Here is a 20,657-nt window from a genome sequence, read left to right as displayed (position 1 = left end):
GGGGAGCTGAGCACTCATGGCGTACGACGTCGAGAAGCCGGACGAGCAGTGGCGCGCGGAGCTGTCGCCGGCCGAGTACGCCGTCCTGCGGCAGGCCGGCACGGAGCCCGCGTTCACGGGTGAGTACACCGACACCAAGACGACGGGCGTCTACTCCTGCCGCGCCTGCGGAGCGGAACTGTTCACCTCGACCACGAAGTTCGAGTCGCACTGCGGCTGGCCGTCCTTCTACGACCCGAAGGACTCCGCCGCGGTCGAGCTGATCGAGGACCGCTCCCACGGCATGGTCCGCACGGAGGTCCGCTGCGCCCGCTGCGGCTCCCACCTCGGCCACGTCTTCGAGGGCGAGGGCTACCCGACCCCGACCGACCAGCGGTACTGCATCAACTCGATCTCGCTGCGGCTGGAGCCGGCCGAGAACGCGGGCTGATGCGGACCCGGTCTCTGCGGCTCGGTCTCTACGGCGACGCGGAGGGACTGGCGTGGGCCGGCGGTGTCGTCGACGAGGCCGTGGCCGTCCGAGGCGCCCGCGTCGTCGAGCGGACCGTCGTGACAGCCCTCCCGGAGGACTACGACCACCTGGTGGAGCAGTGGGCCTGGGAGCACCCGGGGGAAGACCCCGGGCGCCGGAAGGTGGTCGAGCTGTACGTCCGCCTGCGGTGCTCCCTGCGCGTGTGGCGGGCGGTCCGCAAGGCGGTACTCCGGGGACTCTGTCCGGAGGGCGACCGGCCGCACGTGTGCCGGGTGCCCTGGTCCGCCTGAGTCAGTACGGCCGGAGGGCGAGGCAGGCCCACACCGTCTTGCCGGACGGCGGGTACGGGGCCGTGCCCCAGCGGTCGGCCAGCGCCGCCACCAGGAACAGGCCCCGGCCCGATTCCGCGGTGGCGTCGAGGCTGGTGCCGAGGGGCGGGAGCGGACGGTCGCCGCGCGGGTCCGCCACCTCGACGCGGAGCGTTTCCGGCACGTCCACCGTGAGGGAGAGCCGGAAACAGCGGCCCTCCAGGCGTGCGTGCGTCACCGCGTTGGCGGCCAGCTCGGCGACGACCAGGGCGGCGTCCTCGCTGACCGGGCAGGAAGGCGGCCAGCCCCACTCGCTCAGTTGCTGCGTGGTCAGCAGCCGGGCGAGACGGGCACCCCGGGGCGTGGCGCTGAGGAGCTGGGTGAACTTTCGGGTGGAGATCTGCGACTTCACCTCACCGAGCGTGGCCGCACCGCTCTACCCTGACCAGGAATTCCTTCGGTACGGAGGGTTTGCGTACCGGTGCGGAGCGTGAGCGGTACCGGTGCGTCGGTCGTCACACGACGGGGCACGGGACATGTCCGACGAGGGTGAGCTGAGCGCCGACTTCATGCGGGCGATCGGCAAGCAGGTGAAACTGCTGCGGGAGCGGGCCGGGCTGACGCAGAAGGAGTTGGGGGACCGGCTGGGATACAGCGAGGACCTCGTCTCCTCGATCGAGCGGGGGAGACGGACGCCGCAGCCGGACTTCCTGAAGGCGGCGGACGAACTGCTCGACGCGGGCGGCCTGTTGAAGGCCGTCATCGAGGACATCGAGAAGGCCAAGGCGAAGGCGCGGGTGCGGCATCCGGCGTGGTTCAAGGACTACGCGCGGATCGAGCGAGAAGCCGTTGAGATCAACTTCTACAACAACCACGACGTCCCTGGCCTGTTGCAGACCGAGCGACGGATTCGGGCGCTGTACGAGATGCGCAAGCCGCTGCTGGACGACGCGACCATCGAGCAGAGGGTGGCGTCTCGGATGAGTCGCCAGGAGATCCTGACTGGTTGGCCACCGCCGATGATCACCGCTGTCGTCGAAGAGACGGTGATCCGGCGACCGCTCGGCGGGCCGGAGGCCCACAAGGAGCAGCTGCAACAGCTGCTCACGCTTGGAGAGTTGCGCAACGTCGAATTGCAGGTGATGCCGACCGAGCGCGCCGAGCACGCGGGAATGGGCGGCTCGTTCGTCCTGCTGACGCCCAAAGGCAAAGGTCAGTTGGGGTACACCGAGGTCCAGAGTTCCAGTCGGCTCATCACGGACCCGGAGGAAGTACGTATCCTGGCCGCACGTTTCGGCAGCATCAGGGCGCAGGCGCTCACCATGCGCGAGTCCCTCACCCTGATCGAGAACTCGCTGGGGGAATGATGACCGACCTCACGTGGATCAAGAGCAGCTACAGCGGTAACGAGGGCGGCGAGTGCCTGGAGGTAGCCACAGAACCCGGCACCGTCCACGTGCGCGACTCCAAGGCCCCGACCCGCGCGCAGTTGGCCCTCAGCGCCTCGGAGTGGTCCGTTTTCATACGGTCCGTAGCATGCGAGATTCCCTCATCCTGACCGAAACGCGCGCTGGGAGAACGATGAGCAACCTCACCTGGGTCAAGAGCAGCTACAGCGGCAACGAGGGTGGAGCCTGCCTGGAGATCGCCACCACACCTGGCACCGTCCACGTGCGCGACTCCAAGGCCCCCGCCCGCGCCCGTCTGGCCTTCCGCCCCACGGAGTGGTCCGCGTTCATACGGTTCACCGTCAGGGATTCAGCGGCAGCGTCACGCTGAACACCGTCGCCCCCGGCTCGCTGTCCAGTTCCACCGTGCCGCCGTGGGCGAGGACCAGGGAGCGGACCACGGCCAGGCCCAGCCCGCTGCCGCCGCGGTCGCGGGTGCGGGCCTTGTCGACGCGGTAGAAGCGGTCGAAGACCCGTGCCCGGTCGGCGGGCGGGATGCCCGGGCCCGCGTCGGCCACCTCGACCCGGGCCGTCTGCGTGTCGTGCGTGACGCGCAGGGTCACCTCCGTGCCGGGCGGGGTGTGCACGGCCGCGTTGGTGAGGAGGTTGTCCAGTACTTGGCGGATGCGTTGCGGGTCGAGCCGCAGCCGTACCGGCTCGGCGGGAGCCGTCAGGGTCAGCGGACGCCCCGGATGCGAGGCGCGGAACGCGTCGGCGGCCTGGCGGGCCAGGTCGGTCAGGTCGGTGTCGGCCATCCGCAGCGGGGTCTCCACCTCGGCCGCGTCCAGCCGGGCGAGGAGCAGCAGGTCGTCCAGGAGCACGCCCATCCGGGCCGCCTCGGCGCGCAGCCGGGCCAGGTGCTTCTCCCGTTCGCCGGGTTCGTTGGCCGCCGCGTACTGGAAGAGGTCGGCGTAGCCCCGTACCGACATCAGCGGGGTGCGCAGTTCGTGCGAGGCGTCGGCGACGAACCGGCGCAGCCGCCGCTCCGCCTCGGCGCGTACCGCCAGGGAGTCGTCGATGTGCTCCAGCATCGCGTTGAACGCGGTGCGCAGCTCCGCCACCTCGCGCCCGCCGTCCCTGCCGGAGTCCCGCAGCGGCAGCCGGGCCGCGGACTCGGTCAGGTCGTGCGAGGCGATGCCGTGCGCGGTGTGCGCCATGTCGCTCAGCGGCTGCAGCCCGCGCCGCAGCATCCGCCGCCCGAACACCACCAGCGCCAGCAGCGCGAGGCCGAAGGCGACGACCTGTACGGCGATCAGATGGTCCATGGTGTTCTCGACGTCGCCCAGCGGCGCGGCGCTGACCAGCACCACCCCCGGCTCCACCTCGCAGGCCCGCAACAGGTACGGGCCCCGCCCGTCGATCCGGACGGTGCGCGTGATGTCCTCGTCCGCGTCGGCCATCTCCTCGGCCAGCGCGGTCAGCGCCCCCGGGTCCGAGGGCACCTCGGCGGGCTTGCGCAGGTCGGCCGAGGAGCCGGAGACGTCGTAGACGGCCGTGTACCAGCCGTAGTACGGCTTGCGCTGCACCGTGCCGTGCTCGGCCGCGTCCTTGGTCTGCACCACCTGCGCCAGCTTCATCTGGTCGACGAGCCGCGCCTCCAGGTAGTCCCGCATGTACGTGGTCAGCGCCGTGCCGACCACGGCGAACGCCAGCAGTGACAGCGCGCCCAGGCCGAGGGCGAGACGGGTGCCGAGCCGCGAGCCGTGGTAGGCCCGCCACAGCCGCCGTACCGGCCGGGCCGGCCGTATCACGGGGCCGCCCGGCGCAGCGCGTACCCGAAGCCGCGCACCGTGTGGATCAGCTGCCCGCCGCCGCCCGCCTCGTCCAGCTTGCGGCGCAGCCGGCTGACGACCAGCTCGACGACGTTGGACCGGCCGCCGAAGCCGTACTCCCACACGTGGTCCAGGATCTGCGCCTTGGTCAGCACGGTCGGGGACTTGCGCATCAGGTAGCGCAGCACCTCGTACTCGGTGGGGGTGAGGGACAGCAGGGTCTCGCCGCGCCGCACCTGGCGGGTGTCCTCGTCCATCGTCAGGTCGGCCACGCTCAGTACGGAACGCTGGAAGCCGGGTCCGGCGCTGCGCCGCAGCACGGTGCGCAGCCGGGCCATCAGCTCCTCCACCGCGAACGGCTTGACCAGGTAGTCGTCACCGCCCCGGGTCAGCCCCGCCACCCGGTCGGCGACCTGGTCGCGGGCGGTGAGGAACACCACCGGCACCTGGGTCCCCGAGCGGCGCAGCCGGTCCAGGACGCCGAAGCCGTCGAGGTCCGGCAGCATCAGGTCGAGCACCACGATGTCCGGACGGAACGCGGCGGCGGTGCGCAGCGCCTCCTCGCCGGAGTGGGCGGTGACCGCCTCCCAGCCCTCGTACCGGGCGACCGTGGCGACCAGGTCGGCGATGGGCGGGTCGTCGTCCACGACCAGGAGTCGTACTTTTTCCACCCGCCCATAGTGCGTCACCCGGGACGCACAGCCGAGTCCCAGGTCATCGCCGTACCAGGATCGATAACCAGTCGAAAGCCGTCCGACAGGAAAACGACAGGGCGCACGGGTCAAGCTCAGGGGCGTGACCACTGCCCCGCGCGCTCCCCGTGTCGTCCAGCCGCCCCCCGCTCCGGCTCTCCGCCCCCGGGTGGTGGCCCGTACCGGCCTGTACGCGCTGCTCGCCGCCAACGCGGCCGTCGTGGCCGTCCTCTTCGTCCAGGGCGGCTTCGCCTCCAACGCGCTGATCGTGCTGGGCCGGCTGGCCGGGCTGTACGGCGCCCTGTTCATGGCGTTCCAGCTGCTGCTGGTCGCCCGGCTGCCCTGGCTGGACCGGCGGATCGGCATGGACCGGCTGACGTCCTGGCACCGCTGGACCGGCTTCGGCGTGCTGTGGACGCTGCTGGCCCACGTCGTGCTCATCACCTTCGGGTACGCGCAGGCGTCCTCGCTGGACCCGCTGAACCAGCTCGTCGACCTCGCCGAGACCGTCGAGGGCGTGCTGCGGGCGGTGGTCGCCTTCGCGCTGCTGCTGGTGATCGGCGGTGCCTCGGCCCGTGCCGCACGGCGCCGGATGGCGTACGAGACCTGGCACTTCCTCCACCTGTACACCTACGTCGCGGTGGTGCTCGCCTTCACCCACCAGGTCGCCGCCGGGACCAGCTTCGCGTCCTCGTCGTGGGGGACGGCGTACTGGTACGTCCTGTGGGGCGGCGCGCTGGGCGCGGTCTTCGCCGGCCGGCTGGCGCTGCCGCTGTGGCGCAACGGGCGGCATCGGCTGCGGGTGACGGCCGTCGTGCCGGAGAACGACCAGGTGGTGTCCGTGTACGTCACCGGGCGGGACCTGGAGCGGCTGCCCGCGCGGGCGGGGCAGTTCTTCCTGTGGCGGTTCCTGACCCGGGACCGTTGGTGGCAGGCGAACCCCTTCTCGCTGTCCGCCGCGCCCGACGGCCGCGCCCTCCGGCTCACCGTCAAGACGGCCGGGGACGGGACGGCGGCGCTACGGCACCTCAAGCCCGGCACCCGGGTCTTCGCGGAGGGTCCCTACGGCGCCTTCACCGCGCTGCACCGCACCCGGCCGGACGCCGTGCTGATCGCGGGCGGCGTCGGCGTCACGCCGATCCGGGCACTGCTGGAGGAGCTGGACGGGCACGCCGTCGTCGTCTACCGGGTCACCGCCGACCGGGACGCGGTCCTGTACGACGAACTCCGCGACCTCGCCGCCGCCAAGGGCGCCGAACTGCACCTGGTGACCGGGCCGCCGGTGCCCGACCGGCTGGCCCCGGCGGAGCTGGCCCGGCTGGTCCCCGACCTCACCGGCCGCGACGTCTTCCTGTGCGGACCGCCGCCCATGATGAACGCCGTACTGGGCAGCCTGCGCGAGCTGGGCGTGCCCGGGCCGCAGATCCACTTCGAGCGCTTCAGCCTGGCCGGCTGAGGCGGCGACGACAGACGAGAGACGAGAGCGCGCTGTGAAACGAGCCATCCCTGTTCTGGTCCTCAGCATCGCGGGGCTGATTCCCGTGTGGCGGTACGCGCCGTCGACCGAGACGGCGACCACGACGACCACGACCACCGAGGCCGCTCCCGCCCCGACACCCACGGTGTCCTCCTCAGGCGGTACCACCGAGCGGACCGTCGCCGGTTCGACCGTGAACACCGAGAAGGGTCCCGTCCAGGTCCAGGTGACCTTCGAGGGCGAGCGGATCACCGCCGTCACCATGCTCCAGCAGCCGAACCACCCGCAGACCACGGCCGCCGTGCCGCAGCTCGTCGAGGAGACGCTCCAGGCGCAGAGCGCCGACATCGACACCGTCTCCGGCGCCACCGTCACCAGCGACGGCTACCGCGAGTCCCTCCAGGCCGCCCTCGACGCCGGCGGCGCCTGAGATGCGGCGCGTCGAGCACGTCATGGGGTTCCCGGTCTCCCTGCGGGTGGACGACGAGGACGTGCCCGAGCGGGCCGCCGACGCCGTCTTCGCCTGGCTGCGCGAGGCCGACGCCCGGTTCAGTCCCTTCCGGGCCGACAGCGAGGTGTGCCGGCTGGACCGGGGCGAGCCGTTCCGGACGAGCGACGACCTGCGGGAGGTGCTCGCGCTGTGCGAGGAGTACCGGGCGGCCACCGGCGGCGCGTTCGACGCCCGGCTGCCGGGGCGGGGGCTCGACCCCTGCGCGGTGGTGAAGGGCTGGTCGGTGCAGCGGGCGGCCCAGATGCTGACGGCGGCCGGGGCACGCCGCTTCTGCCTCAACGCCGGCGGTGACGTGGTCGCCGTCGGCGGTCCCTGGCGGGTGGGGATACGGCACCCCGAGCATGCCGACCGGCTGTGCGCGGTGCTCGACATCACCGACGCGGCGGTCGCGACCTCCGCCCGCTACGAGCGCGGCGACCACATCATCGACGGGCGTACCGGGGCACCGGCGACCGGCCTGCTCAGCCTGACGGTGGTGGCCCCGACCCTCACCGAGGCCGACCCGGTCGCCACCGCCGCCTTCGCGCTCGGCCCCGAGGGCGTCACCTGGGCCGCGGCACGGGCGGGCTGCGAGGTGTTCGCGGTGGACGCGGACCGCCGGGTACTGCGCTCGCCGGGACTGCCGGTGGCGGAAACCGGCCGGGGGGCGGCGGCGTGACGGGCCGGCAGCCGGTCGGCCGGGAGCGGCGCGGGGCAACGGGCGTGAGGGCGGCGGCGTAACGGTCCGCAAGCCGGGGCAGGTGAGCGAGGCGGCCGCGTCTAGACTCACCCGGCAGCCGCGCACGCGACTGCCCGTACGACCTCTGGCCGGCACTTCCCGGAATGTCCGCCCCACCCGAAGGGTATTCGGCGCTTTGATACGGATGGAATCAGTCACCAAGCGGTATCCGGACGGCACGGTGGCGGTGGACCGGCTGTCGCTGGAGATACCCGACCGCTCGATCACGGTCCTCGTCGGTCCCTCGGGCTGCGGCAAGACCACGACCCTGCGGATGATCAACAGGATGGTCGAGCCCAGCGAGGGCACCATCCTCCTCGACGGCGAGGACGTCACGCGGCAGCCCGTCACCACCCTGCGCCGCTCCATGGGGTACGTCATCCAGAACGCCGGTCTCTTCCAGCACCGGACGATCGTCGACAACATCGCCACCGTGCCCCGGATGCTCGGCTGGAGCAAGCAGAAGGCCCGCGACCGGGCGGCGGAGCTGATGGAGCGGGTCGGCCTCGACTCCTCCCTCGCCAAGCGCTACCCGTACCAGCTCTCCGGCGGCCAGCAGCAGCGCGTCGGTGTCGCCCGGGCGCTGGCCGCCGATCCGCCGGTGCTGCTGATGGACGAGCCGTTCTCCGCCGTCGATCCCGTGGTCCGCAAGGGCCTCCAGGACGAACTCCTGCGCATCCAGGAGGAACTGGGCAAGACCATCGTCTTCGTCACCCATGACATCGACGAGGCCATCAAACTCGGCACGATGGTCGCGGTGATGCGCGAGGGCGGTCACCTCGCCCAGTACGCGCCCCCGGCCGAACTGCTCTCCGGCCCCGCCGACGCCTTCGTCGAGGACTTCCTCGGCGCCGACCGGGGCGTGCGGCGGCTGTCCTTCTTCCCCTCCGCCGGCCTGGAGCTGACGACCGTCCCGGTGGTGCCGGTGGACGCCACCGCCAAGCGGCTCGGCGCCGCCGCCAAGTCCCCGTACGTGCTGGTCACCGACGCCGACGGACGGCCGCTCGGCTGGAGCGAGCCGCGCGGACTCACCCCGGGCGACATCGACCCGGCGCGGCTGCTGCCGTACGGGCGGCCGTTCACGCCCGGCACCGACTCGCTGCGGGCCGCCCTCGACTGCGCGGTGCTGTCACCGACCGGCTGGGCCGTCGCCGTGGACGCCGACGGCAAGGTCACCGGCGTCGTCTCGCAGACGGTCATCGGCGACGCGATCCGCGCCGCGCACGCGGAACACACCGCGGCTGCCGCCGGGGCCGTGTCGTGAACGGCTTCTTCGACATCCCCAGCGACCTGCAGAACACCTGGCCCGGACTGATCGGCCTGCACCTGCGCGAGGCCCTGCTGCCGGTCCTGGCGGGGCTGGTCCTCGCCCTGCCGCTGGCCCAGCTCTGCGTCCGCTTCCGCTGGCTGTACCCGCCGGTGCTCGGCGTGACGACGGTCCTCTACGCGATCCCGTCCCTGGCCTTCTTCGTCGTCCTCATCGACTACACCGGCCAGACCGAGCTGACCGTGATGATCCCGCTGGCCGTCTACAGCCTGGTCGTCCTCGTCCCGGCCATCGTCGACGGCGTCCGCTCGGTCCCGCAGGAGACCCTGGCCGCCGCGACGGCGATGGGCTTCGGGCCCGTACGGCGCTACGCGCAGGTGCAGTTGCCGATCGCCGTGCCCGCGATCGTGGCCGGCCTGAGGGTCGCGGTCGTCTCCAGCATCTCGCTGGTCAGCGTCGGCGCCCTCATCGGCAACCAGGGCGCCCTCGGCAACCTGCTGGCCGCCGCGCAGAAGTACGACCGGCCCGAACTGGCCGCCAACTCCGTCATCACCACGGCCCTCCTGGCGATCGCCTGCGACGCGGTCCTGGTCGGGCTGCGCGCCCTGCTGACCCCGTGGATGCCGCGCGGCACCCGCACCCGCCGCCCGGCGGTGGTGGCCGAGTGAACGTCCTGGACTTCGTCAACGCCTTCTTCAGCGACAGCGCCCACTGGCACGGCTACGACGGCATCCCGCAACGCCTGCTGGAACACGTCCAGTACTCGCTGCTGGCCCTCGGCCTCGCCGCCCTGATCGGCCTGCCGGTCGGCCTGGTCACCGGGCACACCGGGCGGGGCGGCAACGCGCTGGCCCTCGTCGCCACCGCCGCCCGCGCGCTGCCCAGCTTCGGACTGCTGGTGCTGATCGTCATCATGATGGGCTTCGGCCTGCTGCCGGTGATGATCCCGCTGGTCGTCCTCGCCGTCCCGCCGATCCTGGTCACCACCTACGAGGCGGTCCGCTCCGTCGACCCGGCCCCGGTGGACGCCGCCCGCGGCATGGGCATGCGCGAGTCCCGCGTCCTGCTCCAGGTCGAACTGCCGGTCGCCCTGCCGCTGATCCTCAGCGGACTGCGCTCGGCGGCCATCCAGATCGTCTCGACGGCCACCATCGCCGCGTACGTCAGTCTGGGCGGCCTCGGCCGGTACATCGTCGACGGGCTCTACCAGCGCGACTACGAGAAGGTGGTGGGCGGCGCCACGCTGGTGGCCGTCCTGGCCCTGGTCACGCTGGCCCTGTTCTGGGCGGCCGGCCGGCTGGCGGTGTCACCGGGGGTCCGCAGGCGCTGAGTCGGCCGAGGGGGCCGCCGAGGGGGCTGCCGAGGGGGCTGCCGCCTCGTCCGGCAGCAGGTGGGCGACGAGGGCGCGGGCCCACTCGGTGGTGAGCGGCAGGCCGGTGAAGACGGCGCGGTAGTACAGGGGCGCGAGGATGGCGTCCGTGGTGTGTTCGAGGCTCGGGGCGGTGCCGCCCCGGGCCTCTTCCCGTTCCAGGATCGCTTCGAGCTGGCGCCGGCGGTCCGCGGAGCAGGCGGCGGCGCCCTGCTCCCCGCCGGTGCCGAGGGTGGCGCGGACCAGGGCGAGGGTGTCCGGGTCGCCGAGGTCCTTGGCCAGGTCGGACGCGTACCGCTCCAGGTCGCCGCGGAGGCAGCCGGTGTCCGGCACCACGATGTCGCCGGAGAAGCGGCTGGTCATGACGTCGGAGAGCAGCTCGCCGACGGTGCCCCAGCGGCGGTAGACCGTGGTGGCGTGCACTCCGGCGCGGGCGGCGACGACGGGGATCGTCGGGGGCTCGGCGGCGTCGTCGGCGACCAGTTCCTTGACGGCCCGGTGGACCGCCGCGCGGACGCGGGCGGAACGGCCTCCTGGCCGGCTCCCGGACTGCGGGGCGGGGGAAGCGGTGGTGGACATCAGGCCAGTATCGCACTGATCACTGCGCTAGCGGGTTCGGCGGACTGAGCTGCGCGGGTTCGGCGGACTGAGCTGCGCGGGTTCGGCGGGGCTGAGCTGCGCGCGTTCGGTGGCGCAGTGATCGTTGCATTAATAATGCAGCGATCGGTGCGTTTGTGCTAGCGTGCGACCACTAACGCACAGATCGTTGCGAGGCTTTCATGTCCGTCGACACCGCTGTATCCGATCCGTCCGCGACGCCGTCCGGCACGGCCCGGCGCCGCGTGGCACGCGGGGGCGCCTTCCTCGCCGTGGCCGCCGTCTTCGTCGCCTTCCTGGCGGCGTCCGCCGTGCCGTCCCCGCTCTACTCCGTCTACCAGGGGCAATGGCACTTCTCGGCCTGGGTGCTGACCGTCGTCTTCGCCCTGTACGTGGCCGGTCTGCTGGGCTCGCTGCTCGTCGTCGGCGCGCTCTCGGACCACGTCGGCCGCCGGCCGGTGCTCGCCGCGTCGATCGCGCTGGAGGCGGTCGCGCTCGTCCTGTTCCTCACCGCCGGGAACGTGTACGTCCTGGCCGCCGCCCGGATCCTCCAGGGCGTCGCCACCGGGGCGGCGAGCACCACCCTGAGCGCCGCCCTCGTCGACCTCGAACCGTCGCACGCCCGGGGACGCGCCGGCGTCGTCACCTCGGTCGCGCCGCTGGCCGGGCTCGCCCTCGGCGCCCTCGGCTCCGGCGTCCTGGTCGAGTTCGGCCCCGCCCCGACCCGGCTGGTCTACGCCGTGCTGCTCGGCGTCATGGCGGTGGCGGCGCTGGTCACCGCCGTCCTGCCGGAGACCTCACCACGCCGGCCCGGTGCCGTCGCCTCCCTGCGCCCCCGGGCCGCGCTGCCCGCGCACCTGCGCGCGGACATCGTCCCGGTGGTGCCGGTGATGATCGCCGGCTGGGCCCTGGCCGGGCTGTTCCTCTCCCTCGGCCCGTCCGTCGCCGCCCAACTGCTGGGGCTGCACAGCCGGCTGTCCGGCGGCATCGTCGTGACCCTGCTGACCGGCACCGGGGCGCTCGCGGTCGCCGTCCTGCGGTCCCGTTCCGCCGCCTCGCTGCTGGCCCCGTCGTCCGCCCTGCTCGGCGTCGGCGTCCTGGCCGCGCTCGTCGGCACCATGGCGGACCTCGTCGGGCTCGCCGCCGCCGGCACGGTCGTCGCGGGCGTCGGGGTCGGCGCCTCGGCGCTGGCCACGATCGGCACCTTCGCCCGGATCGCCAGGCCGCACGAGCGCAGCGCGGTCTTCGCCTCCGCCAACATCATCAACTACCTCGGCAACAGCGTGCCCGCCGTGCTCGGAGGCATCGCCGTCACCGCACTGGGCCTGCGCACCGCGACCGAGATCTACGCACTGACGATCGTGCTGGTCGTCCTCGCCGCCCTTCTCCTCCACTTCCGCCAGTTCCGGACGCGGCGCCGGGCCGCCTGACCCGCCCGCGGCCGCCCTCACGCCGGCCCACCCCGGCGACACTCACAGGAGCCACCATGACCACGCACGTACGCACCAGGCACCACCTCCAGGTGCGGCGATCGGACCACACGACGATCCACTACACGGCGAGCGGCCCGGCCGACGGCCCGGTCCTCGTCCTCGTCCACGGCTGGGCGTGCCGCCGCGAGGACTTCGACGCGGTGACCGCCCATCTGCCCGCACACCTGCGCGTCCTCGCGGTCGACCTCGCCGAGCACGGCGCCTCGCGGTCGACGCGGGACGTGTGGACCATCACGGAGTTCGCCCGTGACGTGGCGGCGGTCCTGGAGGCCGAGACTGCGGACACGGCCGTCGTGGCGGGGCACTCCCTCGGCGGGGCGGTCGCCGTGGAGGTGGGCCGGCTGCTCCCCGGCACGGTCACGCACGTGGTCGCCCTCGACTCGCTGGTCTACCTGTCCCTGTTCCCGGCACAGAGCCTGGAGCGGACCGAGGCGATGGTACGGCTGTTCCGCGACGACTTCCCGGGCGCGGTGCGCGGTCTGGTCGAGGCGGGCTCACCGGCCGGGTTCGACCCGGCCCGCAAGGAGGCCTACGTCACGAAGATGGCCGCCGTACGGCAGCCCGCCGGCGTACGTGCCATCGAGGGCCTGGTGCGCTGGGACATGGACGCGGCACTGCGCGACACCCGGCAGCCGGTCACCGTGTTCGCGGTCCGCGACCTCACGGCGCCGGAGGCGATCGAGCGCTACGGCGACCGCCTCGACATCGTCCTCGTCGACCTGGGCAGCCACCACTTCCCGGTGGAGGCGCCCGAGGCCACCGCCGGGCTCCTGGCCGGGGTGATGTCCGGCACCCGGAGCGTCAGGAAACCGTAATCAGACCGCTCTTGACTGACCGAGAAGCGGCGGGATGGGATCGGTGAATGACTTCTACGGCACGAAGCAGCAGGTCCAGGACGAGGCACACCGGTGCGGCGGCCGTCGCACTCACGGCCGCGGCGGCGCTGCTCGTGGGCTGTTCCTCCGGTGACGACGGCGGCGACAACCCCCTGGACGGGGAGAAGGCGGAGGCCGGCACGGTCGTCGTCGGCTCGAACAACTTCGCCGAGAGCACCCTGCTCGCCGACATCTACGGCGAGGCGCTCAAGGCCAAGGGCATCGAGGTCACCTACAAGCACAACATCGGCAGCCGCGAGACGACGTACGGGCTGATGAAGAACGGTTCCGTCACCGTCCTGCCCGAGTACAACGGCTCGCTGCTCGCCTACCTCGACGCCGACGCCGAGCAGACCTCCGCCGAGGCGGTGAACACGGCGGCCAAGGCCGCGCTCGACAAGAGCCTGACGCTGCTGGAGCCCTCGCCGGCCGAGGACAAGGACTCGGTGAGCGTCAACGCCGCGACGGCGAAGAAGTACAAGCTCACCTCGGACTCGACCCTCGCCGACCTGAAGGACATCGCCCCGGAGCTGGTGATCGGCGGCTCGCCGGAGTTCCAGACCCGGCAGCAGGGGCTGAAGGGCCTGGAGTCGGAGTACGGGCTGAAGTTCAAGTCGTTCAAGGCGCTGGACGCGGGCGGTCCGCTGACCCAGGCGGCGCTGACCAAGAACACCGTCCAGGCGGCGGACATCTTCACCACGGACCCGACCATCGTGAAGGAGAAGTTCGTCGTCCTGAAGGACCCGGACAACTTCTTCGGCTTCGCCAACGTCACCCCGCTGGTCAACAAGGAGGGGCTCTCCGAGGAGGGTGTCGCCGCCCTGAACGCGGTCTCCGCCGCGCTGGACACCGAGACGCTGCTCGACCTCGACGCCCAGGTGCAGCTGGAGAAGAAGGACCCGCTGGACGTGGCCAAGAGCTGGCTGGCGTCGGTGGAACTGGGCTGACCCCGGTCAGCCGTCCGCCGCGGCGATCAACTCGTCCACCAGGGCGATCAGTACGTCCCGTGAGGAGGTCCGCTCGCGCGCGTCGCACAGCAGCACCCGGACGTGGTCCGGCAGCGCCAGCGCGTCGCGGATCTCCTCCGGTGGATACGGGTGTTCCCCGTGGAAGCCGTTGACCCCGACGACGAACGGGATGCCCCGCCGTTCGAAGAAGTCGATGGCGGCGAAACTCGACTCGGGTCTGCGCACGTCCAGCAGGACCACCGCGCCCAGGGCCCCGATCGCCAGGTCGTTCCACATGAACCAGAACCGCTGCTGCCCCGGCGTACCGAACAGGTACAGCACGAGGTCGTCGCCGACGGTGATCCGGCCGAAGTCCAGCGCCACCGTGGTGGACCGTTTCTCCTCGATGCCGGCGAGGTCGTCGACGCCGAGGCCCGTCATGGTGAGCGGTTCCTCCGTGCGCAGCGGGGCGATCTCGCTGACCGACCCGACCATGGTGGTCTTGCCGACGCCGAAGCCGCCGGCGATGAGGATCTTCACCGCGTCGGGGGCGGCGGGCGCTGTCTTCACGGGGTGGTCAGAGCCGGCCAAGGCCTTCCCTCACTTTCCGTAGCAGGTCCAGGTCGGCGGTGGTGTGCGACACCGCGTGCGGCGCCCGTGCGGTGATCCGGCCGTCCTCCAGCAGGTCGCAGAGCAGGATGACCACCACGCTCACCGGCAGGTCGAGCAGGGCCGCCAGCTCCGCCACGGCGACGGGCTCGGCGCACAGCCGCAGGATGCGGGCGTGCTCCGGCTGGCCCCGCGCCGCCCGCTCGGGCGGCGGGTGCACCGCGGTCACCGTCGTGATGAGGGTGAAGTCGGCGCGGCTGGGCCGGGTGCGCCCGCCGGTCAGGGCGAACGGCCGGACGAGCCGGCCCTCCGCGTCGCCTTCCCTCATGTCACTCGCCGACGGCCGTGCCGGACCGGGGGGCCGCGCTGAGGTGCTCGCCGATCTTCTTCACCAGCATGTTCATCTGGTACGCCACCACACCGACGTCCGCGTTCGGACCGGTGAGCACCACGAGGTGGGCGCCGGGACCGGCGGAGGTGAGGATCAGGTAGCTGTTGGCCATCTCGATCAGCGCCTGGCGGACCGGGCCGCCCCGGAAGTCCATGCTGACGCCCTTGCTCAGGCTCATCAGGCCCGAGGCGGTCGCCGCGAGCCGTTCCGCGTCGTCGCGCAGGAAGCCGGTGGACTTGCTGACGACCAGGCCGTCCTCGGAGAGCACGACGGCCTGGTTCACGTCGGCGACCCGCTCCACGAGTCCGGTGAGCAACTGGTCCAGCTGGGTGTGGGTGGCGGGTGTGGGGCGTGTCATGGCGTGTCCTTCGTGAGCGGGTGGCGGGCGGAGTCCGGGAAGCGGCCGTCCCGCTCCTCGGGCTCCTCGTCACGTGCCTGGAGCGTGCCGCGCTGGAAACCGGCGAGGGAGGCGGCGGCGCGCTCGGCGGTGAAGTCGGGGTAGCTGTCGGAGTCCTCGGGCGCGGGGGCGGGTCCGCCGGGTCCGGCGGTTCCGGCGGTTTCGCCGGCTCCGCCGGGGGCGCCGGGCGGTGCCTCGCGCAGTTCGGCGGCGAGACTCGTCTGCGGGACGCGGCGGGGGAGGGGGGCGGGGGAGCCGTTCGCGGGGCGGGGGGCGGCGGGGGCCGGCGCGGGGTGCGGCGCTTGTGCGGGTGCGGGTGCGGGTGCGGCTGCGGGTGCCGGGGCGGCTGCGGACGAGGGCGCCGGGGGTGTCGCGGTGTCGGCGGGAGGGACGGGCGGGGCGGGAGTGGCCGACGGGGCGGGAGTGGCGGAGGGGGCGAGGCTGGCGGAGGGGGCGAGGCCGGCGGGCAGTTCCCGCACCACTATCTCGTGCGGCACCAGCACGATCGCCGTCGTGCCGCCGTACGGCGACGGGCGCAGGGTGACCGTGATGCCGTGCCGGTGGGCGAGCCGGGCGACCACGAACATGCCCAGCCGCAGGTCGCCGGCGAGGGCCACCACGTCGAACTGCGGCTCCACCGACAGCTGCTCGTTGAACGAGGTGTAGTCCTCCTCGGACAGCCCCAGCCCCCGGTCCTCGATCTCGACGGCCAGACCCTTGGCCACCATCGACGCCCGCACCCCGACCGGAGCGGGCGCCGGCGAGTAGGCGGTGGCGTTGTCGATCAGCTCGGCCAGCAGATGGATCACGTCGGCGACCGCGGGCGGCGCCAGGTACACCTCCTCGTCGCTCCCCTCGGTGTACTCGGTGGACACCTCCACCCGCTGGTACTCGGCGACCTCGCCGACCGCGCCGCGCAGGATGTCGATCAGCGCGACCGGCTCCCGCCAGCTGCGCCGCGGCTGCTCACCGCTGATGATGACGAGGTTCTCCTCGTAGCGGCGCAACTGGCTTGCCACGGAGTCCAGTTCGTACAGTCCCTTGAGGACCTCGGGGTCGGTGTGCCGGCGCTCCAGCGCGTCGAGCTTGCCGAGCTGCATGTTGACCAGGTTCTGGCTCTGCCGGGCGATGCCGAGGATCACCTTCTGGAAGCCGCGCCGGGTGTCGGCGAGTTCCACGGCGGTGTGCACGGCGGTGCGCTGCGCGGCGTTGAACGCCTGGGCGACCTGGCCGAGTTCGTCCCGTCCGTAGTCCAGCGGCGGGGTCGCCGACTCCACGTCGACCGTCTCGCCCCGCTCCAGCCGGGCCACCACGTCGGGCAGCCGCTCCTCGGCCAGGCTCAGGGTGGCCCGCCGCAGACCGGTGAGCCGCCGGGACAGCGAGCGGGTGATCCGCCAGGAGACCACCACGCACAGCAGCAGGGCGAGCAGCCCGCCCGCGCTCAGCCAGCCCGCCGTGAACAGCAGCCCGCGCGCCTCCTCGGCGCTGCGGTCGAGCAGTCCCGTCGTCTGCCCCTGGATCAGTGCCGCGTACCGCAGGGAGACCTCGTCGAAGGCGGCGGTCCACCGCTCGCGCGCGTCCGGCAGCCGGATCGTGTCCTCGCCGTCCGCGGAACGGGCCCCGAGCACCTGGTCCTCGACCGCCTCCAGGGTCTTCCACGCGTCACCGGCCAGGATGGCCTCGACCTGCGTCCTCGCCGAGCCGCGCAGCGAGGACATGATCTGGTCCTGGACCAGCCAGCGACGGGTGTGCACCGCCTCGGAGAACGCCGCCCACTCCGCCTCGTCGAGCTGCCCGGAGGGCCAGGCCAGGGTGAGCAGGGCGTCCTCCTGGGAGGTCAGTTCCGCCGCGTGCTCCAGCGCGACCAGCGGGCCGGCCTGCGAGGTGAGGTCGCCGTCGTCGACCTGGGACAGCTCCTGGAAGGCGTGTATCTGCTCGTCGACGATCGAGGAGTACTGGTCGAGCGCCTGCTCGGGGGTGATGTCGGTGGGGTCGTCGACCTGGTCGCGGTAGTACTCCAGGCTGCCCAGTGAGCCGAGCACCGCGTACAGCCGCTCCGAGACACGGGCGGACGCCTGCCGGATGGTGTCGGTCTGCCCGACCAGCTCGGCCACCGCGGCGTCCGTCTCCTTGCGCCGCGCCTCCAGTTCCGCCCGGGAGCCGCCCGGCGTGGCCAGCCAGGCCGCCGAGACGCCGCGCTCGCGCTGGAGGGCGAGGGCGGCCTCGGTGCCCATCGCCCCGGTGGCCTGGCTCAGCCGGGTCTGCGACCGCAGCTCCAGGCCCTCGGAGAGCATCCGGTTCGTCGTCACGCCCCACATCACGGCCAGCGTGACGCTCGGGACGAGCGCCAGGAGGATGAGGGAGAGACGTATCGAGCCGAGGCGGCCGAGGCGGCGCGGGGCACCTGTCCGTGCAGACATCGTCGTCCTAGGCGATCGGGGAGAACGGGCGGCGGGGAGCGGACGCGAGGGGCGAGGGGCGGACCACAGGGCGGCTCACGCGGTGGCTCACGCGGCGGCTCAGGCGGTGGTTGACGCGGTGGCTCAGGCGGTGGTTCACGCGGTGGTTCACGGGCGGTTCACCGGGTGCCGTTCGCGGCGAAGCGCCCGACCGCGTCCGCGTTGGCCTTGGTGACGAACGCGGGCCCGGTGAGCACGGGTTCGGTGCCGCCGCCGCTGACGTTGCCGTTGGTGCGGTACAGCCAGAGCGCGTCGACCGCGAGGTAACCCTGGAGGTAGGGCTGCTGGTCGACCGCGAACTGCACGTCCCCGCGCTTGACGGCGGCGACCAGGTCCTCGTCGAGGTCGAAGGTGGAGACCTTGGCGCTGCTGCCCGCGTCGCGGACCGACTTGACGGCGGTCAGGGCGTACCGCGCGCCGTTCATGACGACCTCGTCGATGCGGGTGTCCTGCCGCAGCCGGGCGGCGACGGCGTCCCGCACCGCCTCCATGTCCGTGCCCTCGACGTAGAGCATCTCGGTCAGGCCGCCGAAGGTCTTCTTCACCCCGGCGCAGCGGGCCTCCAGCGCGACGTTGCCCCGTTCGTGGATGACGCACAGGGTGTGCTCGGCCTTGAGGGCGTCGAGCTTGTCGCCGACGGAGCGGCCGGCCACGCCCTCGTCCTGTCCGAAGTACGACAGCACGCCCGCGGAACGCCAGGCGTCCATGCCGGAGTTGAGCCCGACGACGGGTATGCCGGCCTTCCGCGCCTCGGTGACCGGGCCCTTCATCGCCCCCGGCTTGGCCAGGGTCACGGCGATGCCGTCGACCCGGTCGCCGATCGCGTCCCGGACCAGTTCGGCCTGGCCCGCCGTGTCGGCGTCGCCGGCGTACGTCAGGTCGATGCCGTCCTTGGCCGCCGCCGCCTCGGCGCCCTCGCGCACCAGATCCCAGAAGGCGTCGCCCTCGTCGCCGTGGGTGATCAGGGCGATCCTCGTCCGGCCGCTGCCCGGCCCGGCGCTGTGCGAGGCGGCCTCGCCGTCCACGCCGGTGCCGGAGCAGCCCGCCGCGAGCAGGCAGACCGCGGCCGTCAGGGCGGCGAGACGCGCCCGCGCGGACGGAGCGAACGGCGGGGGAGCAGTGTTCATGGGGGTGCGGCACCTCGCTGAGCGGCCGAGCAGGAGGAACAGGGCGAGGGGCCACCGTCGTGGGACGACCTGTGCGCCAACTGGGTGTGTCTCGCTGGCCGGAGCCAATCGCGTGTGACCACCGGTAGTCAAGTGACCAACGATGCGCTGGGGCTTGTCACTACCGCATCGTGACCATTCGGACGCCGTCCGGTCGCCGTCCGGTCGCTGTCGGCCTGCTGTCCGCTCGCCGACCGCTCGTCGAACGCTCGTCGACCGCTCGCCGTCCGCTCGTCGACCGACGGGGCCTGAAGGGGCCGCGTCAGCCGCAACGGTGGGTTCTGAACGGGCCCCGTCGGCGGAACGGCGCGGGATCCCGTCGGCGAGAAACGCCTCGGGATCCCGTCGCCGCGGACCGGCTCGGACCGGCTCGGACCGCCGCGGACCGCCGCGGACCGGCTCGGACCCGCTCGGACCCGCTCGGCCGGCTCAGGCCGTCTCGCCCGCCCCCCGCTCGAAGGGGCGCGGGACGGCCTCGGACCGGACGGCCCGCTTCCGGCGGCGCCGGCGGCGCGGTTCCTGGTCGGGCAGCCAGCCGAAGGCGAGACAGCTCCCGACGACACCGAGCAGCAGCCCGATGACGAACCCGCCGAGGTTGGAGGTGAGCCACGTACCCAGGGAGACCAGGACGCCGATGATCGAGTAGAAGAGGCGCTGGGCCGGGTTGACGAGGAGCAGCAGCCCGCACAGCAGCATCACCGTCGGGAGCAGGTAGCCGGCCACGCCCTGCGGTCCGATGTGCAGCACCACCTTCAGCGACGCCTTCATGGTGAACCACACCTCCGCCCCGCCCAGCAGGAGCAGCAGCCCGCCCCAGAAGGGACGCCGGGACCGCCAGCGGCGGAAGGCGGCCCGTGCTCCCGTACGCCGGTCGTCCGTCATCAGCAGCCCGACTCGCTGAACCGCAGCTTCAGGCCGGGCAGCTTGAACACGGCGGCGGTGGTGGCGTAGTTGGTCTGGCGCAGTTTGTCGATGTGCACGGTGTCGGCCTGCTGACTGAACACGCCGATCGGACCACGGCCCTTGGATCCGGCCTTGTCCAGGGTGCTGGCGTCGTTGCCGATCTCGATGTTGTTGAACGAGGCGTCGCCCGACAGGAACGTGGAGTCGGTGGTCAGGTCGCTCGCGGACACCCGGGTGCCGCTGTCGCCCGCCGTGATCAGCAGGTTGGTGCCGCCCAGGTCGACGCTCTGGCACAGCTTGGTGAGCTTCGCGTCCTTGATCACGGAGGTGACGACCAGCACCTCGCCGCCGGTGTCCCCGGCGTTCGGGCTGCCCTCGGCCATGTGGTCGAGGCCCCCGAACTGGGCGAAGCCGGTGCCGTCCAGCTCCGTGGCGGTGACGGTGAAGGGCATGCCGGAGATGGCGAACTGCACCCCCAGCGCGCCCTGGGCGGTGAGAACGGCCAGCGTGGCGGTGACCGCGGCGGCCGGCACCGCCATCACCGCGGCCCGGCGCAGCCGGACCCGGCCGCGTCTCGGCCCCGGACTGTCGGGGGTCTGGTCGGCGGTCGGGGTGGCTTCCGAGGACGGGGCCATGTCTGCTCCAGAGGCATAGTCGATGCGGATAGGGCTGAGACGGCACGTTGTCCTGGCGCGGACAGCGCTGGTGCGAGAACCTCCGCCCAACTCCCGGCGGCCGTGCGGATTTTCGGGTTACGCACCAGTAACCGATCGGGAAGTTACCGGT

25 protein-coding genes are annotated in these 20,657 nt (G+C 72.6%); 14 read left to right on the top strand and 11 right to left on the bottom strand.

Features of this window, described 5'->3' with window-relative positions; genetic code table 11:
* The first annotated feature begins 16 nt into the window (after positions 1–16).
* On the top strand, positions 17–430 hold the full coding sequence (gene msrB, locus ACIQR3_RS26710) for a peptide-methionine (R)-S-oxide reductase MsrB (RefSeq protein ID WP_403543170.1): 414 nt from the start codon (positions 17–19) through the stop codon (positions 428–430).
* Positions 430–762 (top strand): hypothetical protein, encoded by a 333-nt coding sequence (locus tag ACIQR3_RS26705; RefSeq protein ID WP_403543168.1) that lies wholly within the window; start codon positions 430–432, stop codon positions 760–762. Before msrB ends, ACIQR3_RS26705 begins: the two co-directional genes overlap by 1 nt.
* Position 763: 1 nt before the next feature.
* Here the strand turns inward: ACIQR3_RS26705 and ACIQR3_RS26700 are convergent, their stop codons facing one another.
* Complete coding sequence (locus tag ACIQR3_RS26700) at positions 764–1,192, bottom strand: ATP-binding protein (RefSeq protein WP_403543166.1); 429 nt, start codon at positions 1,190–1,192, stop codon at positions 764–766.
* Positions 1,193–1,316: 124 nt separating this feature from the next.
* Between ACIQR3_RS26700 and ACIQR3_RS26695 the strand changes: the two genes are divergently transcribed.
* The 3 genes from ACIQR3_RS26695 to ACIQR3_RS26685 are packed head-to-tail and all read left to right on the top strand — an operon-like array spanning position 1,317 to position 2,559.
* Positions 1,317–2,147, top strand: coding sequence for a Scr1 family TA system antitoxin-like transcriptional regulator (locus ACIQR3_RS26695; protein ID WP_403543164.1), 831 nt, complete (start codon positions 1,317–1,319; stop codon positions 2,145–2,147).
* The gene (locus ACIQR3_RS26690) at positions 2,144–2,338 is read left to right on the top strand and encodes a DUF397 domain-containing protein (protein WP_403543162.1); all 195 of its coding nucleotides are present in this window, start codon (positions 2,144–2,146) and stop codon (positions 2,336–2,338) included. The genes ACIQR3_RS26695 and ACIQR3_RS26690 overlap by 4 nt, the downstream gene beginning before the upstream one ends.
* Before the next feature lie 23 nt (positions 2,339–2,361).
* A complete protein-coding gene (locus ACIQR3_RS26685; protein WP_403543160.1) occupies positions 2,362–2,559 on the top strand; it encodes a DUF397 domain-containing protein in 198 nt (65 codons plus the stop codon).
* Here ACIQR3_RS26685 and ACIQR3_RS26680 read toward each other — a convergent pair.
* Both ACIQR3_RS26680 and ACIQR3_RS26675 read right to left on the bottom strand, forming a co-directional pair.
* Positions 2,531–3,979, bottom strand: coding sequence for an ATP-binding protein (locus ACIQR3_RS26680; protein WP_403543158.1), 1,449 nt, complete (start codon positions 3,977–3,979; stop codon positions 2,531–2,533). The two genes, ACIQR3_RS26685 and ACIQR3_RS26680, sit on opposite strands and share 29 nt — an antisense overlap.
* Entirely contained in the window at positions 3,976–4,671 is a 696-nt protein-coding gene (locus tag ACIQR3_RS26675; protein WP_403543156.1) for a response regulator transcription factor, read from the bottom strand. The genes ACIQR3_RS26680 and ACIQR3_RS26675 overlap by 4 nt, the downstream gene beginning before the upstream one ends.
* 124 nt (positions 4,672–4,795) lie before the next feature.
* Between ACIQR3_RS26675 and ACIQR3_RS26670 the strand changes: the two genes are divergently transcribed.
* The 6 genes from ACIQR3_RS26670 (at position 4,796) to ACIQR3_RS26645 (ending at position 9,995) form a co-directional block, all read left to right on the top strand.
* Positions 4,796–6,148, top strand: coding sequence for a ferric reductase-like transmembrane domain-containing protein (locus ACIQR3_RS26670; protein WP_403543154.1), 1,353 nt, complete (start codon positions 4,796–4,798; stop codon positions 6,146–6,148).
* Positions 6,149–6,182: 34 nt separating this feature from the next.
* The gene (locus ACIQR3_RS26665; RefSeq protein ID WP_403543152.1) at positions 6,183–6,599 is read left to right on the top strand and encodes an FMN-binding protein; all 417 of its coding nucleotides are present in this window, start codon (positions 6,183–6,185) and stop codon (positions 6,597–6,599) included.
* Between the two features lies 1 nt (position 6,600).
* Positions 6,601–7,338 (top strand): FAD:protein FMN transferase, encoded by a 738-nt coding sequence (locus ACIQR3_RS26660; RefSeq protein WP_403543150.1) that lies wholly within the window; start codon positions 6,601–6,603, stop codon positions 7,336–7,338.
* 196 nt (positions 7,339–7,534) lie between these two features.
* The gene (locus ACIQR3_RS26655) at positions 7,535–8,662 is read left to right on the top strand and encodes an ABC transporter ATP-binding protein (RefSeq protein WP_403543148.1); all 1,128 of its coding nucleotides are present in this window, start codon (positions 7,535–7,537) and stop codon (positions 8,660–8,662) included.
* Complete coding sequence (locus ACIQR3_RS26650; protein WP_403543146.1) at positions 8,659–9,333, top strand: ABC transporter permease; 675 nt, start codon at positions 8,659–8,661, stop codon at positions 9,331–9,333. The genes ACIQR3_RS26655 and ACIQR3_RS26650 overlap by 4 nt, the downstream gene beginning before the upstream one ends.
* Positions 9,330–9,995 (top strand): ABC transporter permease, encoded by a 666-nt coding sequence (locus ACIQR3_RS26645; protein WP_403543144.1) that lies wholly within the window; start codon positions 9,330–9,332, stop codon positions 9,993–9,995. The genes ACIQR3_RS26650 and ACIQR3_RS26645 overlap by 4 nt, the downstream gene beginning before the upstream one ends.
* Here the strand turns inward: ACIQR3_RS26645 and ACIQR3_RS26640 are convergent.
* A complete protein-coding gene (locus ACIQR3_RS26640) occupies positions 9,972–10,613 on the bottom strand; it encodes a TetR-like C-terminal domain-containing protein (protein WP_403543142.1) in 642 nt (213 codons plus the stop codon). The genes ACIQR3_RS26645 and ACIQR3_RS26640 overlap by 24 nt on opposite strands.
* Before the next feature lie 200 nt (positions 10,614–10,813).
* On the opposite strand from ACIQR3_RS26640, the gene ACIQR3_RS26635 reads away from it, so the two are divergent.
* Genes ACIQR3_RS26635 through ACIQR3_RS26625 form a run of 3 tightly spaced genes read left to right on the top strand, consistent with a single transcriptional unit; the run spans position 10,814 to position 13,946 of the window.
* The gene (locus ACIQR3_RS26635) at positions 10,814–12,061 is read left to right on the top strand and encodes an MFS transporter (protein WP_403543140.1); all 1,248 of its coding nucleotides are present in this window, start codon (positions 10,814–10,816) and stop codon (positions 12,059–12,061) included.
* Between the two features lie 56 nt (positions 12,062–12,117).
* Positions 12,118–12,939, top strand: a complete 822-nt coding sequence (locus tag ACIQR3_RS26630; protein ID WP_403543139.1) for an alpha/beta fold hydrolase — start codon at positions 12,118–12,120, stop codon at positions 12,937–12,939.
* Positions 12,940–12,986: 47 nt separating this feature from the next.
* Positions 12,987–13,946 (top strand): ABC transporter substrate-binding protein, encoded by a 960-nt coding sequence (locus ACIQR3_RS26625; protein ID WP_403543137.1) that lies wholly within the window; start codon positions 12,987–12,989, stop codon positions 13,944–13,946.
* Between the two features lie 6 nt (positions 13,947–13,952).
* On the opposite strand, the gene ACIQR3_RS26620 is transcribed toward ACIQR3_RS26625, so the two are convergent.
* The 7 genes from ACIQR3_RS26620 to ACIQR3_RS26590 all read right to left on the bottom strand — a co-directional run bounded on the left by ACIQR3_RS26620 (position 13,953) and on the right by ACIQR3_RS26590 (position 20,506).
* On the bottom strand, positions 13,953–14,537 hold the full coding sequence (locus tag ACIQR3_RS26620; protein WP_215171064.1) for an ATP/GTP-binding protein: 585 nt from the start codon (positions 14,535–14,537) through the stop codon (positions 13,953–13,955).
* Entirely contained in the window at positions 14,524–14,883 is a 360-nt protein-coding gene (locus tag ACIQR3_RS26615) for a DUF742 domain-containing protein (RefSeq protein WP_215171062.1), read from the bottom strand. The genes ACIQR3_RS26620 and ACIQR3_RS26615 overlap by 14 nt, the downstream gene beginning before the upstream one ends.
* A 1-nt stretch (position 14,884) precedes the next feature.
* A complete protein-coding gene (locus ACIQR3_RS26610) occupies positions 14,885–15,304 on the bottom strand; it encodes a roadblock/LC7 domain-containing protein (RefSeq protein WP_215171060.1) in 420 nt (139 codons plus the stop codon).
* Positions 15,301–17,763, bottom strand: a complete 2,463-nt coding sequence (locus tag ACIQR3_RS26605) for a nitrate- and nitrite sensing domain-containing protein (RefSeq protein ID WP_403543134.1) — start codon at positions 17,761–17,763, stop codon at positions 15,301–15,303. Before ACIQR3_RS26605 ends, ACIQR3_RS26610 begins: the two co-directional genes overlap by 4 nt.
* Positions 17,764–17,921: 158 nt before the next feature.
* Complete coding sequence (locus ACIQR3_RS26600; protein WP_403543132.1) at positions 17,922–18,929, bottom strand: substrate-binding domain-containing protein; 1,008 nt, start codon at positions 18,927–18,929, stop codon at positions 17,922–17,924.
* 468 nt (positions 18,930–19,397) lie between these two features.
* Positions 19,398–19,850, bottom strand: coding sequence for a DUF6114 domain-containing protein (locus tag ACIQR3_RS26595; protein WP_403543130.1), 453 nt, complete (start codon positions 19,848–19,850; stop codon positions 19,398–19,400).
* A complete protein-coding gene (locus ACIQR3_RS26590) occupies positions 19,850–20,506 on the bottom strand; it encodes a DUF6230 family protein (RefSeq protein WP_403543129.1) in 657 nt (218 codons plus the stop codon). Before ACIQR3_RS26590 ends, ACIQR3_RS26595 begins: the two co-directional genes overlap by 1 nt.
* Positions 20,507–20,657: the final 151 nt, after the last annotated feature.

The organism is Streptomyces sp. NPDC090994 (assembly GCF_044768905.1).
In the GTDB taxonomy this organism is placed as follows: Bacteria; Actinomycetota; Actinomycetes; order Streptomycetales; family Streptomycetaceae; genus Streptomyces.
The sequence above is the reverse complement of the archived record's forward strand: the minus strand, read 5'-3'. Positions and strand labels throughout refer to the sequence as shown.

Coding starts and splice junctions, on each gene's coding strand:
- ACIQR3_RS26615 (WP_215171062.1), bottom strand. CDS start 14,883: ATGAGGGAAGGCGACGCGGAGGGCCGGCTCGTCCGGCCGTTCGCCCTG.
- ACIQR3_RS26690 (WP_403543162.1), top strand. CDS start 2,144: ATGATGACCGACCTCACGTGGATCAAGAGCAGCTACAGCGGTAACGAG.
- ACIQR3_RS26640 (WP_403543142.1), bottom strand. CDS start 10,613: ATGTCCACCACCGCTTCCCCCGCCCCGCAGTCCGGGAGCCGGCCAGGA.
- ACIQR3_RS26625 (WP_403543137.1), top strand. CDS start 12,987: ATGACTTCTACGGCACGAAGCAGCAGGTCCAGGACGAGGCACACCGGT.
- ACIQR3_RS26685 (WP_403543160.1), top strand. CDS start 2,362: ATGAGCAACCTCACCTGGGTCAAGAGCAGCTACAGCGGCAACGAGGGT.
- ACIQR3_RS26595 (WP_403543130.1), bottom strand. CDS start 19,850: ATGACGGACGACCGGCGTACGGGAGCACGGGCCGCCTTCCGCCGCTGG.
- ACIQR3_RS26590 (WP_403543129.1), bottom strand. CDS start 20,506: ATGGCCCCGTCCTCGGAAGCCACCCCGACCGCCGACCAGACCCCCGAC.
- ACIQR3_RS26600 (WP_403543132.1), bottom strand. CDS start 18,929: ATGAACACTGCTCCCCCGCCGTTCGCTCCGTCCGCGCGGGCGCGTCTC.
- ACIQR3_RS26660 (WP_403543150.1), top strand. CDS start 6,601: ATGCGGCGCGTCGAGCACGTCATGGGGTTCCCGGTCTCCCTGCGGGTG.
- ACIQR3_RS26695 (WP_403543164.1), top strand. CDS start 1,317: ATGTCCGACGAGGGTGAGCTGAGCGCCGACTTCATGCGGGCGATCGGC.
- ACIQR3_RS26635 (WP_403543140.1), top strand. CDS start 10,814: ATGTCCGTCGACACCGCTGTATCCGATCCGTCCGCGACGCCGTCCGGC.
- ACIQR3_RS26630 (WP_403543139.1), top strand. CDS start 12,118: ATGACCACGCACGTACGCACCAGGCACCACCTCCAGGTGCGGCGATCG.
- ACIQR3_RS26605 (WP_403543134.1), bottom strand. CDS start 17,763: ATGTCTGCACGGACAGGTGCCCCGCGCCGCCTCGGCCGCCTCGGCTCG.
- ACIQR3_RS26610 (WP_215171060.1), bottom strand. CDS start 15,304: ATGACACGCCCCACACCCGCCACCCACACCCAGCTGGACCAGTTGCTC.
- ACIQR3_RS26705 (WP_403543168.1), top strand. CDS start 430: ATGCGGACCCGGTCTCTGCGGCTCGGTCTCTACGGCGACGCGGAGGGA.
- msrB (WP_403543170.1), top strand. CDS start 17: ATGGCGTACGACGTCGAGAAGCCGGACGAGCAGTGGCGCGCGGAGCTG.